Source organism: Streptococcus sanguinis (assembly GCF_008329445.1).
In the GTDB taxonomy this organism is placed as follows: domain Bacteria; phylum Bacillota; class Bacilli; order Lactobacillales; family Streptococcaceae; genus Streptococcus; species Streptococcus sanguinis_O.
In genome coordinates this window covers 1-18,585 of sequence record NZ_VIBR01000001.1, presented here as the reverse complement: position 1 = coordinate 18,585, position 18,585 = coordinate 1, and the positions used below count along the sequence as shown (strand labels likewise).

Genomic DNA, 18,585 nt, shown 5'->3' with positions numbered 1-18,585 from the left:
TAGTTCCTTTTCACAAGTTGTTTTCTTCAAAGAAATCTTTTATTCTATTCGCTAAATGAATACTTAAAATTGGAGGAACAGCATTACCAATCTGGGTATTAATTGCTTGTAGACCTCCGACAAACTTATAATTATCTGGAAAAGATTGTATTCTTGCACCTTCCCTGGCAGTCAAAGCTCTATTTTGGCTAGGATGAATGCAACGTAAGGAAGATGGGGTTGATAAATTATTTGTTATAGTCGTTGAAGGTCTATCCCACCACAATCGACCATAAGTATTACGATATCCTGAGGTTAAATAAAGGTCTCTATCTAACAATCCATCTTCTACCATTCTATTTATATCATTCTTACCTTGTCCTTCCTTAAGCGCAGCCATAATTCTCTGCAATCTTTCTCCATGATTCCGGCTTACATGATTAAATAACTTATCTTGATTACCTCTCATTAAAATTTGATAATCAGTTAGTGGATCTTCCACATATTGGTCCGCTCTATCATTATTTCCTAAACTAGGTAAATCTCCAATAGCATCCCTTAAATTGAAGGGATTTTTAGAAGTATGTTTTTCTGGAAAACTCCATTCAAACTCAATATTTAAATCATTTCTTACACCAATCAAAAAGACTCGTTCTCTATTTTGTGGAACGCCGTAGTCCTTAGCATTAAGTAATTTTGTATAAACATTATATCCATGAACATCTCCAAAGCTAGATAAATCTTTAAAACTTTCTTTTACATTTCGAATAATTGGTCCATTTTGCTCATTTTTCATGGTTAACAAACCATAAACATTTTCAAAAACAAACATTTTAGGTTGGATAAATGAAAGTATCCTTCGATATTCACGATACATTTTTGCTCTCTTATCATACTGCCTCTTGCCAACCGTACTAAATGATTGACATGGTGGACCACCTATAACTAAATCAACTCCTTTAAAATTAATTCCATTTTTCTTTAAAAATAATTTATCAATATTCGCAATATCATCTTCTATCATGGTAATCTTTGGGTAATTTTGTCTAAATGCTTCAGCAGCATCAGAATTAAACTCATTGGCAAATCGAATATTAAAATCTTCTCTAGAAACAAAAACATTATTTTCAATTTTTTTCTGAAAACCAAAGGTTAAACCTCCAGCACCAGAAAATAAATCAATTACATTAATCATAATTTATCCTTTTTAAACTCTAGTAAGACTATTATACCAAAAAACACGGCATTCCACCGTGTTTTTGTACTTATTTAACCAACTTCTTCATCTCCTCAATCCGCGCCACAGTCGCATCGTACTTGGCTTGGTAGTCGGCTTGTTTGTCGCGTTCTTTTTGGACAACTTCTGGTTTGGCGTTGGCTACGAAACGCTCGTTAGAGAGTTTCTTGCCGACCATATCCAGTTCTTTCTGCCACTTGGCTAGTTCTTTTTCGAGACGAGCCAGTTCTTCCTCGATATTGAGGAGATCTGCCAGCGGCAGATAGATTTCTGCGCCTGTAATGATGCTAGACATGACCAGCTCTGGTACTGCAAGGTCTGCCGCGATTTCCAAATGCTCAGGATTGGTAAAGCGTTTGATGTAGTTGACATTATCCTTGAAGAAGGTTTCCAGCGCACTATCTGTCGTCTTAATTAAGATGGTAATCGGCTTGCTTGGCGCCACATTGACCTCAGCTCTGCTATTGCGCACCGAACGAATCAGTTCCTTAAGGGATTCCACGCCAGCTGCTGCCTCGGCATTTTCAAACTCTGGACGAACCACTGGATAAGCCGCTGTCACAATGGTGCCTTCTGAGATTTGACCAAAGATTTCCTCAGTCACGAAAGGCATGATTGGGTGAAGCAGGCGCAGGATTTGGTCCAGCGTGTAGAGGAGGACAGAGCGAGTGATGACTTTCTCGTCTTCATTATCGCTGTAAAGCACTTCCTTGGTCAGCTCCACATACCAGTCCGCAAATTCATCCCAAATGAAGTTGTAGAGGATGTGACCAGCCACACCAAACTCAAACTTATCGAAGTTTTCAGTGACCTTACCAATGGTTTCGTTGAGGTTGTGGAGAATCCAGCGGTCAGTGACATTGCCAGCTTCCTTGTTGGCAACTTTTTCAACATTGGCAGTTGCTTGCTCAAGGGTCAAGCCTTCATTGTTCATAAGGATATAGCGGGAAATGTTCCAGATTTTGTTAATAAAGTTCCAAGAAGCATCCATTTTCTCGTAAGAGAAGCGGACGTCTTGGCCAGGGGCAGAGCCATTTGACAGGAACCAACGCAGGGCATCGGCACCGTATTTGTCAATGACATCCATAGGATCAATCCCGTTACCGAGAGATTTCGACATCTTGCGTCCTTCCTCATCCCGAATGAGACCGTGGATGAGCACGTTTTGGAATGGCTGACGACCAGTGAACTCCAGAGATTGGAAGATCATCCGAGATACCCAGAAGAAGATGATGTCGTAACCTGTTACCAAGGTTGAAGTTGGGAAGTAATGTTTAAAGTCTTCTGAGTCGACATCAGGCCAGCCCATGGTTGAGAATGGCCAGAGAGCAGAACTGAACCAAGTATCCAAGACATCTTCGTCCTGAGTCCATCCGTCACCTTCTGGAGCTTCTTCGCCCACATAGATTTCGCCGTCTGCATTATACCAGGCTGGGATTTGGTGACCCCACCAGAGCTGACGGGAAATTACCCAGTCATGGACATTTTCCATCCATTGCAGGAAGGTATCGTTGAAGCGTGGCGGGTAGAACTCAACCTTGTCTTCTGTATCTTGGTTGGCAATGGCATTCTTAGCCAATTGGTCCATCTTGACGAACCATTGGGTAGATAGACGCGGCTCAACCATAACACCAGTCCGCTCTGAGTGACCAACACTATGGACACGTTTTTCGATTTTAACAAGAGCACCGATTTCTTCCAGTTTCTTGACAACCGCTTTGCGGGCTTCAAAACGATCCATGCCTGCAAATTCTAAGGCCAAGTCATTCATGGTCCCGTCGTCATTCATAACATTGACTTGTGGCAAGTTATGGCGTTGACCAACCAAGAAGTCGTTTGGATCGTGGGCAGGCGTGATTTTCACGACACCTGTACCAAATTCAGGATCTGCATGTTCATCCGCAACGATTGGAATCAATTTATTAGCGATTGGAAGGACAACATTTTTACCGATCAAGTCCTTGTAGCGTGGGTCTTCTGGATTGACCGCAACGGCAACGTCTCCGAACATAGTCTCAGGACGAGTAGTCGCAACTTCAAGAGCGCGTGACCCATCTTCTAGCATGTAGTTCATGTGGTAGAAGGCACCTTCAACATCCTTGTGGATGACCTCGATATCAGACAGAGCTGTGCGAGCTGCTGGATCCCAGTTGATGATAAACTCGCCACGGTAGATCCAGCCTTTCTTGTAAAGCTCCACAAAGACCTTGCGAACCGCTTTTGACAAACCTTCGTCAAGAGTGAAACGCTCGCGAGAGTAGTCTACAGATAGGCCCATCTTGCCCCATTGTTCCTTGATGGTCGTCGCATATTCGTCTTTCCATTCCCAGACCTTAGTCAAGAAAGACTCACGACCGAGGTCATAGCGGGAAATTCCTTGCTCCCGCAAACGCTCCTCGACCTTAGCCTGAGTGGCAATCCCCGCGTGGTCCATCCCCGGAAGCCAAAGCGTATCAAAGCCTTGCATGCGTTTTTGACGAATGATAATATCCTGCAAGGTCGTATCCCAAGCATGACCAAGGTGGAGTTTCCCAGTAACGTTTGGTGGTGGAATCACGATCGAATAAGGCTTAGCCTTTTGATCTCCAGAAGGCTTGAAAACATCAGCATCAAGCCATTTTTGATAACGACCAGCCTCAACCTCGGCTGGATTGTATTTAGGTGAAAGTTCTTTAGACATGTGTATTCTCCTTTAATTACTTTTATTGATAATTTTAACCAAACCAATTTTTGAAAGTTCAATATAAATCTCTTCAATTTCAGCAAATGCTGCAAGTGGTGACATAGTATAATTTCCAGGATTATATTTGAGATCGTACTTGCTTATCTTTGAAATATAATACCTAGAGTGTTTCAATTTTAATGCTTTCAACTTTGATTTAATATCTACTAATGTATTATGGTTTAACTTTAAAAACAACTTATTATAATTACCATAGAGCTCTGTGAGAGCATTAAAGTATTCTTTCACTAGGGCTATAGCATCAATCTTAGATGTTTCTTGGTTTAGTTTTATCAACTCCACTTTCAATTTTTTCCATTTAAAGTTGGAATTTAAAAGATAATCTAAATCAATATAGAAATCGATTATAACAGTTTCATCATCTGGGCTAATAGCTTTTACTTCATTTATTGGTAAGTCAATATGTTGTGAATAATTCCTCAAAGAATGGCAAAATCGATAAGCAAAATTGGTATCATACTGATAGCTTGCAAAACCATGTATACAATCAAACTCCTCACTATCCTTGGAATATTTTTGTTTAATTTGGTTTTCGTTAAAATCGACAAACAATTTTCCACTGGATAATAAATGAATCATGAAACGATTCACGTCTGCCTCTTCAATTTCTAATTCCTTTGACTCAAGTTTATTCTTAATACTTAAAAAATCCGAGACATCTGAAATAAACAATTCGAACATATTCTTGATTTTTTGAAAATCCTTTTGAATCTCAAAAATTTGGTTCGAGACTGACATTATTTCCTTGGTTGGTTCAATATCAGAGATTACAATACGTTTTTCATTGTTGTTAATTTCTAAATAAGCTAATTGCTCGATAATATCACTATCATTTAATTCAGAGTATTGCTCATCAATTTGACGTAACTGCTCCTCTGATAATGAGATTAATTGTTTGTCTTCTTCAGACATCAAATTACCTCCCACTCACTCCTCAGCAAGCCATATCTCAAATCATCACAGCGATTGCCTCGGGCATCTTTGCGTTCTCGGATGCGAGCTTCAAGAGTAAAGCCAAGTTTCTCAGCGACTCGTTGACTTTGAAGATTATAGCCAAAGCAAGACAATTCAATTTTATGTAGATTCAATTCTTTAAAAGCCAGGTCAATCAAGGCACGCGCTGCTTCTGACACATATCCTAAGCCCCAATAGTCTGGATGCAAGATATAGCCAATCTCCAGCACATCATCTTCATGGCGATGGTTGAAATCAACAGAGCCAACCATTTTATCCGTCCCTTTGACGACAATCCCGTAGCCCGCTGGGAGATTTTGCTTTTGATTGCGCTCGGGCAGAATATGCTCTAGATAATAAATCTCATCTTCCAAGGTCTGGACGGGCGGAAAGCCTGCTGGATAGGAGACTTCTGGCCGACTGGCATAGTCAAAGATATCCACTGCATCAGCCACGGTGCGGACTCGTAAAAGAAGACGTTCTGTTTCGATTCTTTCTGGCAACTCTGCTCTTGTCATCCTTCTCCCTCGCTTTCTATAAAAAATCGCCCCTGCCATCTACATGACAGGGACGAATGTGTTTATCCGCGGTACCACCCAATTTCGGGCAGATGCCCGCAACTTTTCTCTTCTTCTTTCTCATTTATGACGTCGTTAAGTCGCTTTGGCATATGCTAGTATAGCCTGCAACTCGCTGCCTAGTCCTAAAAGAAAACAAAAAGACACTTTTATTTCAATTTTTCATCTCATCAGCAACCAGTCTTGACACATTTGTGGATTTCTCAGCACCGCCACTTTCTGTAAAATGCTTGACTCAAAACACCTCTGATGAACCCATTCTATCACCTTTCCAGCGAAAAATCAATAATTTCTCTCCCCCAAAAGTCGATCTGGCAGGTCATGAAATCCCTTGCCCGCCTGATAGTTAGCGAATTTTCCTAAAAGGAACTGGTAGGCATCGAGACGACTCTCATAGCGAATAGCCGCTTCCCTGGCCCGCTCGTCCTGGTCCGACTCGTAGACTGCCTGACTCTCCTTGAGGGCCATCTCGTTAATCATGACCTGGGTCTTGACCCAAGCTTCAAACTCCTGTAAAAATTCCTGTTCGTAACTCATTTTTCTCACTTTCTAACTGCAAATAGCTAGTCCAAATCTCGGTAAAAATCACTGTCAATGTCACGGAAGGGCTGAATGTCCTGTACATACTCCAGCACCCCCTGAAATTCACCGGCCTCATCCCGCACCGCCGCATAGGTCACATGGACAAACTTGCCCCGTGATTCCGACTTGAACCACATCTCAAACTTGTCCCTCTCTCCCTCACGCAGAGCATTGAAAATCCGCCGTACCTTATCCAAAAACTTGGGCGGGTGACAGAGCTCGACATTGCGCCCTATCTGGGACGGCGTCCGCTTGAAAATCATCTCATCCGCCGACACACTGTCATTATAATACTGAAAAATATCGTCCTTATTGACAAAGGTAATCTCCATGGGCAGATGATCCAAAATCAGATTGGCCTCCGCCACAGACAAATAGCCATGGCCAAAAGGCTGTTGTGAGTCCCGATTAAAGGTTTGCTCCTTCTTTTCCTTAGGCTTAAAGGAAATGGTGACCTGACCATCCGGCGTATCAATGACCTGCTGAAACCTGCCATCACTAGTCTGTTCTATACTGGCTGGCGCTTCGCTTCCTTCATCAGCAGCATCCCCAGCTTCCTCCTCCGAGAATGAGTGCCGCGCAGGAATCCATTTCTCCGTTGGCTTGACGATGGCATAACCATAAGCATCGCTCTCCTCAGCAATCTTGAGCCAGTCATCCTGATGAAAGGACTCGAGGAGAATCATGAGAAGGATAGACTCTTCCTTAAAAATCATAGCTTCAAACTCAGCAGCAAAAGTCTCAAACTTGTCCTTGACTTCTTGAATCGAAGTACCAGGCAGCTGCTCTGCAGCAACCTTAGCCTCTTGGAAAAGGTCTCGAATCTGATCATCCACCCCCCACATGACCTTGGGCGGCGAATCGTGGCCGTAGCTCTCCATGATGGGAAACATGAGCTCTTCCTTGCGCTGATAGTGGATATCAAACTGTCCTACCAAACCCAGCTGGCGCTGGAGTCCCTTGCGGATTTCAGGAAGAAACTCCTCATCTTCTGTGTTTTCATAGGTAGATAGGAGCCTGCGAACCCGCATGAGGGCAGCTCGAAGCGCTAGATTTTCTTGCTTGAAGATCTGAACCGGATGGCCTGGATGGTCAGTATCCGCCACCTCTACATCCTGAATGGCACCTTTAAAGAGGTTGGCATGGACATTGCAGAGAGACATGACATCTTCAAAGGTCACTCCCGTATCTGAGTTCATTAGCTCATGCTCCATCAGGCTGATTTCAATAGCGGATACACCTGCAAAATGCTCGTTGAAAAGCTCCTGAACTGACTCTGCAGAAGCTCCATTATGTAGGTCCAGCAAGATAGACTTGAGGACTTCAATGCGTTCAGTAGCCATTCCTAAATCCCCACCACTTCATAGCCGTTTAATTCCAGAGTTCGCTTGATTTTATTCAGGTCAATGCCATTCATACCAGCGCCTTTTTTGATAGAAACCACGCGCCCGACTGTATTGCGCATGACAGGATTGGCCAGAGGCGTAAAGCCCAACTCGACCAAAACATCCAAAACTTCAGGTTGCTTCTCAATCACTTCTGCCACTGGAATAGACAAATCAATCACATTATCCATAGCTGCTCCCTCATCCTTATTTTTCTACAATTATACCATAAAAAAGCTATCAGACTCAAAGCAAAAAAAGTGTGAGTGTCTGCTCCTCTTATACTTGTTCAAAAGAAATGGAATAGCGAATTAAGATATACATGATGACAGATTGTTTCAGTTTATTATTTACTTATACAACGATAAGAAAATATAAAGCACATTGCTTCGTCTTTTTTCCCTTTTGTGATAAGCTAAGATTAGTGAATTGAGAGGGTTTTCGTATGTATCTTGCAGACTTAATGGAAAAGAGTGAAGCGGGGCAGTTTATTGTCCTGTCCTATTTACAGCAGCATTCTACATCCAGTTTGAAGGACGTTATGTCTGAAACAGGCTTCTCGAAAGCAACCTTGACCAAGTACATTAGCCTGATTAACGACAAGGCGAACCATCATGCAGCCTTATCCATCCAGCTTCAGGACGAAACACTCAGTCTGTCTGTCGGACCGGATACCAAGGGACGGGATATTCGCAGACTCTTTTTGGGCAATGCCGTCAAATATCAGATTTTAACCTACCTGCTCTACCATCAGCAGTTTTTAGCCCATCAATTAGCCCAAGAGCTCATGATCAGTGAAGCAACACTCGGCCGTCATATATCCGGTTTAAATCAGATTTTATCAGAGTTTGAGCTATCTATCCAAAACGGCCGCTTGAAAGGGCCAGAGCACCAGATCCGCTATTTTTATTTCTGCCTCTTTCGCAAGGTTTGGTCTAGTCGAGATTGGGAAAAGGAACTTCAAAAATCAGAAAGAAGGCAGGAAGTTGCCGTCTTAGAAGAACTCTGTGGAGCCCAGCTCTCTCAAGGACAGCGATTAGACTTGGCTCTTTGGGCACATATCACTCAACAGCGCCTAAGAGTCAATGCCTGTCAATTCCAAAACATTGAGCAGAAAATGCAGGGCTATTTTGAAAATATCTTCTACCAACGCTTGCATCGCCGGACTAATGATTTCTTTGCCGGGCAGCACATTACTCTAAGTCAGGAAGATGGGGAAATGATGATTTTCTTTTCATTTCTGCTTTCCCATCGGATTTTACCCCTGCACACCATGGAATATATACTGGGCTTTGGCGGTGAAATTGCCAGTCTAATTACGCAACTGATTCAAGAGATGAAATCTCAGGACTTGCTAGGTGACTACATTGAAGACCAGGTGACCTACGAACTCAGTCAGCTCTGCGCCCGCGTATTTCTTTTCAGAGGCTATCTCTTACAAGACAAATACAAGCATGATCTGGAATTGCGCCATCCTTACTTATGGAGCGAATACGATTATCGAAAAGTGGCAGACACTATTTTTAGTAAACTCCCTATTTTTCAGCAGGGAACATCTCTGGATAAAAAGGTTTTGTGGGAATGGCTCCAGCTGATGGAGTACATTGCTGAAAACGACGGTCAAGTCATCAAGATAGGAATGGACTTGATAGATAGCTTTATCGTTGTTTCTAGAATGACAGCCATTTTAAGGCGGTACTTAGAGTACAATCGCTTTATTACGATTGAATCCTACGACCTTACCCGAAATTATGACCTCATTATCACCAACAATCCTATTCATCGGGCCCAGCAGGTTCCTATCTATTATTTAAAAAATGACTTGGATTTGGAAGATTTGGCTCAAATCCGTCACATGATATTTCATTAAGAAACTTGGAGAAATCCAGGTTTCTTTGTGATTTTCGCACAATCTCCTCAATTTTTTTAAAAATTTTAAAAAAGTTGATAAAAAAGAAAGCGTTTTATTTTATATACTAGTTACTGTAAGAGGAAACAACCTCAAGATTTTTACCAGGAGGACAGTTCATGTCACAAGAAAAATACATCATGGCTATCGACCAAGGAACTACTAGTTCCCGCGCCATCATCTTTAACAAAAAAGGAGAAAAAGTTAGCTCCAGTCAAAAAGAATTTACTCAGATTTTCCCTCAAGCTGGATGGGTTGAGCACAATGCCAATGAAATTTGGAACTCTGTTCAGTCTGTTATCGCTGGTGCCTTCATCGAAAGTGGAGTCAAACCCAACCAAATCGAAGCCATCGGAATCACCAACCAGCGTGAAACAACTGTCGTCTGGGATAAAAATACAGGTCTTCCTATCTATAATGCTATCGTTTGGCAATCTCGTCAGACTGCTCCTCTGGCTGAACAGCTGAAAAGCCAAGGCTATGTGGAAAAATTCCATGAAAAGACTGGTTTGATTATTGACGCTTACTTCTCTGCTACCAAGGTTCGCTGGATTTTGGACCATGTAGAGGGAGCGCAAGAAAGAGCTGAAAAGGGCGAATTGCTCTTTGGTACCATCGATACCTGGCTGGTTTGGAAATTAACTGACGGCGCGGCTCACGTGACCGACTACTCAAATGCAGCCCGTACCATGCTCTATAACATCAAGGATCTTAAATGGGATGATGAGATTTTGGAAATTCTTAACATTCCAAAGGCTATGCTTCCAGAAGTTCGTTCTAACTCAGAAATCTATGGTAAGACTGCTCCATTCCATTTCTACGGCGGAGAAGTTCCAATCTCTGGTATGGCTGGTGACCAACAGGCGGCTCTCTTTGGACAGCTAGCTTTTGAGCCTGGCATGGTCAAGAATACTTACGGAACTGGTTCATTCATCATCATGAATACTGGTGAAGAGATGCAGCTGTCTGAAAACAACCTCTTGACAACCATTGGCTATGGAATTAATGGCAAAGTTTACTATGCTTTAGAAGGTTCTATCTTCATTGCTGGAAGTGCTATTCAATGGCTGCGCGACGGTCTTCGGATGGTTGAAAATTCACCAGAATCTGAAAAATATGCCCTCAATTCTCACAACAATGACGAAGTCTATGTCGTACCTGCCTTTACAGGCCTGGGCGCTCCATACTGGGATCAAAATGCACGTGGATCTGTCTTTGGCTTGACCCGAGGAACCAGCAAGGAAGACTTTATCAAGGCTACTCTTCAATCCATCGCTTACCAAGTACGCGACATCATCGATACCATGCAGGTGGATGCTAAGACTGCTATTCAAGTCCTCAAAGTCGACGGCGGTGCTGCTATGAACAACTTCCTCATGCAGTTCCAGGCTGACATTTTGGGAATCGATATCGCCCGTGCTAAAAACTTAGAAACAACGGCTCTCGGTGCAGCCTTCCTGGCAGGATTATCAGTAGGCTACTGGAAAGACTTAGATGAACTCCGCACTCTCAATGAAACCGGAGAACTCTTTGAACCATCTATGAATGAATCCCGCAAGGAACAACTCTACAAAGGATGGAAAAAAGCCGTTAAGGCAACTCAAGTCTTTGCAGAAATCGATGACTGATACTGATTTATTTTTGATAAAAAAGTCAGTAGAAGCAGGAAACGACTAAGTTAGAAAGTGTGTAATTATGGAATTTTCAAAGAAAACACGTGAATTATCGATAAAAAAAATGCAGGAACGCACCTTGGACCTCTTGATTATCGGTGGTGGGATTACCGGTGCTGGGGTAGCCTTGCAAGCGGCAGCTAGTGGACTGGAGACCGGTCTGATTGAAATGCAGGACTTTGCTGAAGGGACTTCTAGCCGTTCTACCAAATTGGTCCACGGAGGCCTTCGTTACCTCAAGCAATTCGACGTAGAGGTGGTCTCAGATACAGTTTCTGAGCGTGCTGTGGTACAGCAAATTGCCCCTCATATTCCAAAACCAGATCCAATGCTACTTCCTGTCTACGAAGAAGAGGGCGCTACCTTCAGTCTCTTCCGTCTTAAAGTAGCTATGGACCTCTACGACCTCTTGGCCGGTGTCAACAACACTCCTGCTGCCAACAAGGTCTTGAGTAAGGAAGAAGTGCTAGAACGGGAGCCTGAACTCAAGAAGGAAGGCCTGGTCGGCGGCGGTGTCTATCTTGACTTCCGCAACAACGATGCTCGCCTTGTGATTGAAAATATCAAACGCGCCAACCAAGACGGTGCTCTCATTGCCAACCACGTTAAGGCAGAAGGCTTCCTCTTTGATGAATCCGGAAAGATTACAGGTGTTGTTGCGCGTGACCTCTTGACGGATGAAGTCTTTGAAATCAAGGCTCGCTTGGTCATCAACACAACTGGACCTTGGAGCGACAAGGTGCGCAATCTGTCAAATGATGGTGAGCAATACTCACAAATGCGTCCAACCAAGGGTGTTCACTTGGTAGTTGACTCTAGCAAGATCAAGGTTTCTCAGCCAGTCTACTTTGACACAGGCTTGGGAGACGGCCGGATGGTCTTTGTTCTTCCACGTGAAAATAAAACCTACTTTGGTACGACTGACACTGACTACACTGGTGACCTGGAGCATCCAAAAGTAACACAAGAAGATGTAGATTACCTCTTGGGCATTGTCAATAATCGCTTCCCAGAAGCAAACATCACAATTGACGACATCGAAAGTAGCTGGGCTGGCCTGCGTCCTCTAATCGCAGGAAACAGTGCTTCTGACTACAACGGCGGAAACAACGGTACCATTAGCGACGAAAGTTTCAATGCACTGATTGCGACCGTTGAAAGCTATTTGGCTAAAGAAAAATCCCGTGAGGATGTCGAAGCGGCTGTTACCAAACTCGAAAGCAGCACTTCTGAAAAACACTTGGATCCATCTGCTGTGTCCCGCGGTTCCAGCTTGGAACGTGATAACAATGGCCTCTTGACCCTTGCCGGTGGTAAGATTACGGACTATCGTAAGATGGCTGAAGGCGCCATGGAGCGCGTGGTTGAAATCCTTAAAGCGGAATTTGACCGCAGCTTCAAGCTCATCAACTCTAAGACCTACCCTGTTTCAGGCGGAGAGCTCAATCCAGCAAATGTGGATTCCGAAATCGAAGCTTTTGCTCAACTTGGTGTCTCACGCGGCTTAGACAGCAAAGAAGCCTTCTATCTTGCAAACCTTTACGGTTCAAATGCTCCTAAAGTCTTTGCCCTCGCACACAGCATCGAGCAAGCACCAGGTCTCAGCCTAGCGGATACCTTGTCACTGCATTATGCTATGCGTAACGAATTAGCACTCAGCCCTGTTGACTTCCTGCTGCGCCGGACAAACCACATGCTCTTTATGCGGGACAGTTTAGATAGCATCGTTGAGCCAGTTCTGGATGAAATGGGACGGTTCTACGACTGGACAGAAGAAGAAAAAGCAGCTTATCGAAAAGATGTTCAAGCTGCCCTTGCAAATAACGATTTAGAAGAATTAAAAAAATAGAAAATACGAGAAGAGGCGGTAGGCAAAACAACTGTCTGCCACCCCTTCTTTTAAATGGAGTAACATAAATGATGAAAGAAATATTTGGCGAATTTTTAGGAACACTGCTCTTGCTCCTTCTGGGTAATGGTGTAGTTGCAGGCGTGGTTCTTCCCAAAACTAAGAGTCACAATTCAGGTTGGGTTGTGATTACCATGGGATGGGGGATTGCCGTCGCTATCGCTGCTTTTGTATCCGGCAACCTTGGCCCAGCCCATCTGAACCCTGCCCTAACAATCGGAGTAGCTCTGAAAGGTGATTTGCCTTGGGCATCTGTTCTTCCTTACATCCTCGCTCAGTTTGCAGGTGCTATGGTCGGACAGTTCCTCGTCTTCCTACAGTTCAAACCTCACTATCTCGCTGAAGAAAATCCGGCTAACGTCCTGGGGACATTCAGCACAGGCCCAGCTATCAAAGATACCTTCTCTAACCTGATTAGCGAAATCCTTGGAACTTTTGTCCTTGTGCTGACTATCTTCGCTCTTGGACTTTATAAGCTGCAAGCGGGCATTGGCACTTTTGCAGTCGGAACATTGATTGTCGGGATTGGTCTCTCACTTGGTGGAACAACTGGCTATGCCCTCAACCCAGCTCGTGACTTAGGACCTCGTCTCATGCACAGTCTCCTTCCGATTCCAAACAAAGGAAATGGTGATTGGAGCTATGCTTGGATTCCAGTTGTCGGACCAATTATTGGTGCCGTCCTTGCAGTCCTAGTCTTCGGTTTATTCTAATATAACTGATTGCCATTGGAGAACACTTAACGAGTGTTCTCTTTTTTACTAAGTGATTAGACGGAGACTAACCTTCCGAACTTACTCTTCCGATAAAAACCATTGTAATTTTGACAAAAGAAAAGACTCAGCCCTGTATTACAAGAAAACTAAGTCCTTTTTAGAATGATTTATCAACTTTAGCGAGCTGTTTCTAATTAACTCAAACGAGTGCTATTTCTCTTAGACAATTTCACTACTGCCTCGGTCCGAGCAGTATGCGGAAACATATCAACCGACTGGATGTAGTGGACATCGTAGACCTGACAAAGCTTGACCAGATCCCGAGCCAGAGTTGAGACATTGCAGGAAACGTAGACCATCTTTTCAGGTGCATAACGGACAATCGTCTCCAGCAGTTTATCGTCCAGACCAGTTCGCGGTGGGTCAACAATCAAGGCATCCGCCCGATAACCTTCAGCGTACCAACGAGGAATAATCTCCTCTGCCGTTCCAGCTTCGTAGAGTGTATTGTCAAAGCCCATCTTTTTTGCATTGCGCTTGGCGTCTTCAATGGCCTCAGGGATGATGTCCATGCCACGCAGAGACTTAACCCTTTTAGCAAAGGCAAAGCCGATGGTCCCCACTCCGCAATAGGCATCAATCAAATGATCTTCTTTCGTCACATCCAGCGCCTTAACCGCCTCCCCGTAGAGCACCTCTGTCTGCTCAGGATTGAGCTGATAGAAAGCTCGAGGCGATAGGGAGAACTCATAGTCCAGCACTCCTTCTTGGATGGCCTTCTCGCCCCAGATAATCTCTGTCTTATCCCCGTAAATCTCACTGGACTTGCTCGTATGATAATTGACCGCCACTGTCTCCAACTCTGGAAATTCAGCCACCAGGTCTCGAACGACTGGAGAAAAGTCCAGCTTACGCCCCGTCACAAAAATCATCTGCACCTGACCTGTCTTTCTGGCCCTGCGAATCATAACGGTGCGCACTCCAGCAGTCTTTCTCTCATCATAGATGGGCAGCCTATACTTGCCTAAAAGCCGAGCCACCTTATTTATGATCTGTTGCGTCACCTTGTCCTGAACCAGACAGTTTTTCAGCGAGACCAGATAGTGGGAATTCTGGGCATAGAGCCCCGCCTTGACCTCATCCTTGAACTTCCGAGTCTGAAACTGCAGCTTAGCCCGATAATAGAGCGGCTCCTGCATACCAATGGTCGGACGAATCTCATAGTTCTCATAGCCAGCTGGCGCAAATTTTTTCAAGGCCTGACGCAGCAAATCTTCCTTAAACTCCAACTGCTTGTCATAATGGAGGTGCATGATTTGACAGCCCCCACAGCTATCATAAATCTCACAAGGTGCTTCCACCCGAAATTTTGACCGCTTGTTGATGGTCAAGAGCTTGGCCTCGATGAAATTACGCTGAACCCTGGTCACCTGACAGTAGACTTCTTCACCCTTCAAAGCCCCTGGCACAAAGACCAGCGTTTTCTTATAAAATCCAATCCCTTCCCCATTAATCCCCATTTTCTTAATTTTCAAAGGGATTCTTTGCTTCACTTTCACATTCATGATTCTATTATACCACGCCGCCTCGCATTAGTTGAGAATATGTTACAATAAAAGTATGAAAGCAGAAAAAATATCCCTTTCACTAGCCCAATTCCCTGAGCAAATACGAACTTATCTAGAGGGAGCCAACTTTTACGACAGCTCCTCACATTCTGCAGCCAGTGTTTTCTATACCGATACGGGCTATTATTTGAAAATCGACCAAAAAGACCAGTTAGCCCAAGAAGCCACACTTGCCAAATGGTTTGAAGAGCAAGGGCTTGGTGTGCCTGTCGTTCACTACTTGACAGCAGATAAAGACTACTTGCTGACTAAAGAAGCCGAGGGCAAAGACGCCCTCGCCTTTCTCCAACAGCCAGAAGAACTTTGCCAAACGATGGCTGCCGCGCTCAGAAAACTTCACAGCCTCCAACCCCAGCATTTCCCAATCCAGCATCGCCTCCAACACTATAAAGAGCAAGCAGAGGAAAATTATCAGAAAGGCTGCTTTTATCAAAAAGCCTTACTGCCTCAATTCCACATCCAAAGTCGAGAGGAAGCATACCAGCTTATCCAAGAACAGGGACACCTACTGACGGCGGACGCCTTGATTCATGGAGATGCCTGCTTGCCCAATTTCATTCTGAAAGACGCAGCAACCTTCTCCTGCTTTATCGACGTTGGCCTCGCTGGCCTTAGCAATCGCCACATTGACCTTTACTGGGCAATCTGGTCTCTTACTTATAATTTATCTGATCCTCAATATGCAGAGCTATTTCTTGACTACTATGGCCGGAAGGATGTTGATACAGACAAACTGCGCTTGATAGCTGCCTTTGAAGCATTTGGCTAAAAGAAAGGATTCTACCAAAATCTCTTATGAAAATCACAAAAATCGAAAAGAAAAAAAGACTCTACCTCTTGGAGTTGGACGACAGTGAAAAGCTCTATATTACAGAAGACACCATCGTTCGCTTCATGTTGTCTAAAGGGATGGAAATCACAGAGCAAGAGCTATCAGAAATTCAAGACTATGCCCAATTTTCTTACGGAAAAAATCTAGCTCTCTACCATCTCTCCTTCAAGCAAAGAACTGCTAAGGAAGTTAAAGACTTCTTAACGCAGCACGACATCCAACCAGAAATCATCAGCCAGGTCCTGGATAATCTAAAAAAGGATAATTGGATTAATGATAGAAAATATGCTCATTCTTTTATCCAATCCAACCTTCTCACTGGTGACAAAGGCGCTTTTGTTCTCAAGCAAAAACTCAGTCAAAAAGGTATATCTAGCACTATCATAGAAGACGAATTGAGCCGGTTTGATTTCGCTGAACTAACAGACAAGGTTGCCGAAAAGCTGCTCAAAAAATACCAAGGAAAACTGCCCTGCAAGGCCTTACAAGATAAAATCCTTCAATCCTTGATAAACAAAGGTTTTTCCTATAGCCAAGCCAAAACCGCCTATCAACATTTGGAAATCGAAGAGGACCAAGAAAATCAGCAAGAGCTTCTCTATAAAGAGCTAGACAAGCAATACCGCAAGTACTCAAAAAAGTACGACGGCTATGACTTAAAACAGCGGCTGACCCAAGCTCTAGCTCGCAAAGGCTATGATTTCTCCGACATCGCTAGCGCTCTGAGAGAATATCTTTAAGATTTTCTATGAAAACTTATGCATTTCTATGAAAATATGTTACAATAAAGAAGATAAACTTATAAATTGTAGAAAGTTGGTAAGTTATGAAACTTCCAAAAGAAGGCGACTTTATTACAATTCAAAGTTATAAGCATGATGGGAATCTTCACCGCACCTGGCGAGATACCATGGTACTAAAGACAACAGAAAACGCCATTATTGGTGTTAATGACCACACACTGGTAACAGAAAGTGATGGCCGACGTTGGGTAACACGTGAACCAGCCATTGTCTATTTTCATAAAAAATACTGGTTTAATATCATTGCCATGATTCGCGACAATGGAACTTCATACTACTGCAACCTAGCCAGTCCTTACTATCTGGATAATGAAGCTCTAAAATACATTGACTATGATTTAGATGTCAAAGTCTTTGCTGATGGTGAAAAACGCCTGTTGGATGTAGAAGAATATGAACGCCACAAAAGACAGATGCACTATTCTGATGATTTGGATTTCATTCTCAAAGAAAATGTCAAAATCCTAGTTGATTGGATTAACAACGGAAGAGGTCCATTTTCAGATGCTTATGTCAATATTTGGTACAAACGTTATGTTGAACTAAAGAATCGATAAAGTTGTCAAAGAGCGTAAGCTCTTTTTCTTTTGTCTAATTCGGTCTCACCAGAGCTCAAATTCTTGCAATCTCAAGCATTTTCGGGTATCATATAAGAAAATCCAGACTGTAAGAAAGGAGTCTCCCATGGCATTTACAAATACTCTCGGCCGATATGCCAGCTTTGGCATCATGACGAGCCTCCCTGAAGAAATTGTCGACTCATTCTGGTATATCATCGATAACAATCTCAAAGGTGTCTTTGAACTCCGCCCAGTCCTTAAGTTCGAAATCATCAACCGCAAAGGAAGAGTATCTCTACGATTCTCACAAAAAAACTTTAACACCATTATTTCATTTGATTTAAACTATCAATTTGACCCTTTCTTTCCTAGAAAAGTCTACATCGTTGATAACAAGGGCAAAGAAACCATTATGCTATCTGACGAATACTCTTTGATGTAGTAAATCATACTCAACACATATAAAAAACCTCTGAAGGCAACTATTCACCGCTATCAGAGGTTTTTATCTTTAATATTACTCATCTCAAGTGGAAAGTACATTTGAGCAGCTTGATACAAACTAAACTTCTGGAACACTAGACTTTAAAATCAAACTAAACCTAGTTGAATAATCAAATCCCTTGCTTTCAAATAGGATTATATAAAGAGACAAGACCAGAAGTTCTAAAAGATTCTATCGCTAATTAAATCCAATGTAAGCTAAGTCATAAATACTGTAAATACAGTTTTCTTAAAAACAAAAAGATAGATTAGTACATCTATCTTCTATGTTATCTAGTCGGGAAGACAGGATTCGAACCTGCGACACCTTGGTCCCAAACCAAGTACTCTACCAAGCTGAGCTACTTCCCGGTGCTTAAACAATCTAAAAACGGAGCCCTAAGACTTCGCTTCCAAATGCACCCTAGAGGAGTCGAACCTCTAACCGCCTGATTCGTAGTCAGGTACTCTATCCAGTTGAGCTAAGGGTGCTCACTATTCATATTAAAATCATTATAGCAAAAATTAAGAAAAAATCAAATAATTTAATGCACCCTAGAGGAGTCGAACCTCTAACCGCCTGATTCGTAGTCAGGTACTCTATCCAGTTGAGC

At 43.1% G+C, this 18,585-nt stretch carries 16 protein-coding genes and 2 tRNA genes; 8 read left to right on the top strand and 10 right to left on the bottom strand.

Annotation, left to right across the window (positions count from 1 at the left end; translation table 11 throughout):
- Positions 1-10 precede the first annotated feature (10 nt).
- The 7 genes from FKX92_RS00090 to FKX92_RS00060 all read right to left on the bottom strand — a co-directional run bounded on the left by FKX92_RS00090 (position 11) and on the right by FKX92_RS00060 (position 7,649).
- Positions 11-1,174 (bottom strand): DNA cytosine methyltransferase, encoded by a 1,164-nt coding sequence (locus tag FKX92_RS00090; RefSeq protein WP_149565156.1) that lies wholly within the window; start codon positions 1,172-1,174, stop codon positions 11-13.
- Positions 1,175-1,244: 70 nt separating this feature from the next.
- The gene (locus tag FKX92_RS00085) at positions 1,245-3,896 is read right to left on the bottom strand and encodes a valine--tRNA ligase (protein WP_149565155.1); all 2,652 of its coding nucleotides are present in this window, start codon (positions 3,894-3,896) and stop codon (positions 1,245-1,247) included.
- Between the two features lie 12 nt (positions 3,897-3,908).
- Positions 3,909-4,871: a ribosome-binding factor A gene (locus tag FKX92_RS00080; protein ID WP_149565154.1), complete on the bottom strand. Its 963-nt coding sequence runs from the start codon at positions 4,869-4,871 to the stop codon at positions 3,909-3,911.
- Positions 4,871-5,431 (bottom strand): GNAT family N-acetyltransferase, encoded by a 561-nt coding sequence (locus FKX92_RS00075; RefSeq protein WP_149565153.1) that lies wholly within the window; start codon positions 5,429-5,431, stop codon positions 4,871-4,873. The genes FKX92_RS00080 and FKX92_RS00075 overlap by 1 nt, the downstream gene beginning before the upstream one ends.
- A gap of 342 nt (positions 5,432-5,773) precedes the next feature.
- Positions 5,774-6,028: a DUF1912 family protein gene (locus tag FKX92_RS00070; protein ID WP_149565152.1), complete on the bottom strand. Its 255-nt coding sequence runs from the start codon at positions 6,026-6,028 to the stop codon at positions 5,774-5,776.
- A gap of 26 nt (positions 6,029-6,054) precedes the next feature.
- Positions 6,055-7,416, bottom strand: a complete 1,362-nt coding sequence (locus tag FKX92_RS00065) for a DUF438 domain-containing protein (RefSeq protein WP_149565151.1) — start codon at positions 7,414-7,416, stop codon at positions 6,055-6,057.
- 2 nt (positions 7,417-7,418) lie between these two features.
- Positions 7,419-7,649, bottom strand: a complete 231-nt coding sequence (locus FKX92_RS00060; RefSeq protein WP_149565150.1) for a DUF1858 domain-containing protein — start codon at positions 7,647-7,649, stop codon at positions 7,419-7,421.
- A 254-nt stretch (positions 7,650-7,903) separates the two neighbouring features.
- Here FKX92_RS00060 and FKX92_RS00055 point away from each other — a divergent pair, with 254 nt between their 5' ends.
- The 4 genes from FKX92_RS00055 (at position 7,904) to FKX92_RS00040 (ending at position 13,662) form a co-directional block, all read left to right on the top strand.
- A complete protein-coding gene (locus FKX92_RS00055) occupies positions 7,904-9,328 on the top strand; it encodes a helix-turn-helix domain-containing protein (RefSeq protein ID WP_149565149.1) in 1,425 nt (474 codons plus the stop codon).
- Positions 9,329-9,486: 158 nt separating this feature from the next.
- Entirely contained in the window at positions 9,487-10,995 is a 1,509-nt protein-coding gene (gene glpK, locus FKX92_RS00050; protein WP_002914506.1) for a glycerol kinase GlpK, read from the top strand.
- A gap of 67 nt (positions 10,996-11,062) precedes the next feature.
- Complete coding sequence (gene glpO, locus FKX92_RS00045; RefSeq protein WP_011837394.1) at positions 11,063-12,889, top strand: type 1 glycerol-3-phosphate oxidase; 1,827 nt, start codon at positions 11,063-11,065, stop codon at positions 12,887-12,889.
- Between the two features lie 68 nt (positions 12,890-12,957).
- Positions 12,958-13,662: an MIP/aquaporin family protein gene (locus tag FKX92_RS00040; RefSeq protein ID WP_011837395.1), complete on the top strand. Its 705-nt coding sequence runs from the start codon at positions 12,958-12,960 to the stop codon at positions 13,660-13,662.
- A 197-nt stretch (positions 13,663-13,859) separates the two neighbouring features.
- On the opposite strand, the gene rlmD is transcribed toward FKX92_RS00040, so the two are convergent.
- Positions 13,860-15,230, bottom strand: a complete 1,371-nt coding sequence (gene rlmD / locus FKX92_RS00035) for a 23S rRNA (uracil(1939)-C(5))-methyltransferase RlmD (RefSeq protein ID WP_011837396.1) — start codon at positions 15,228-15,230, stop codon at positions 13,860-13,862.
- A gap of 55 nt (positions 15,231-15,285) precedes the next feature.
- Between rlmD and FKX92_RS00030 the strand changes: the two genes are divergently transcribed.
- From FKX92_RS00030 to FKX92_RS00015, 4 genes are all read left to right on the top strand, one after another.
- The gene (locus tag FKX92_RS00030) at positions 15,286-16,062 is read left to right on the top strand and encodes an aminoglycoside 3'-phosphotransferase (RefSeq protein WP_149565148.1); all 777 of its coding nucleotides are present in this window, start codon (positions 15,286-15,288) and stop codon (positions 16,060-16,062) included.
- A 26-nt stretch (positions 16,063-16,088) separates the two neighbouring features.
- Positions 16,089-16,865, top strand: coding sequence for a recombination regulator RecX (gene recX, locus FKX92_RS00025; RefSeq protein ID WP_149565147.1), 777 nt, complete (start codon positions 16,089-16,091; stop codon positions 16,863-16,865).
- Positions 16,866-16,951: 86 nt separating this feature from the next.
- Positions 16,952-17,485 (top strand): nucleoside tri-diphosphate phosphatase, encoded by a 534-nt coding sequence (gene ntdP, locus FKX92_RS00020; RefSeq protein ID WP_002920515.1) that lies wholly within the window; start codon positions 16,952-16,954, stop codon positions 17,483-17,485.
- Positions 17,486-17,612: 127 nt separating this feature from the next.
- Positions 17,613-17,930 (top strand): DUF960 domain-containing protein, encoded by a 318-nt coding sequence (locus tag FKX92_RS00015; protein ID WP_149565146.1) that lies wholly within the window; start codon positions 17,613-17,615, stop codon positions 17,928-17,930.
- Between the two features lie 339 nt (positions 17,931-18,269).
- Here the strand turns inward: FKX92_RS00015 and FKX92_RS00010 are convergent.
- Both FKX92_RS00010 and FKX92_RS00005 read right to left on the bottom strand, forming a co-directional pair.
- Positions 18,270-18,343: transfer RNA gene (locus FKX92_RS00010), tRNA-Pro, on the bottom strand.
- A 46-nt stretch (positions 18,344-18,389) separates the two neighbouring features.
- Positions 18,390-18,463: transfer RNA gene (locus FKX92_RS00005), tRNA-Arg, on the bottom strand.
- Positions 18,464-18,585 lie beyond the last annotated feature (122 nt).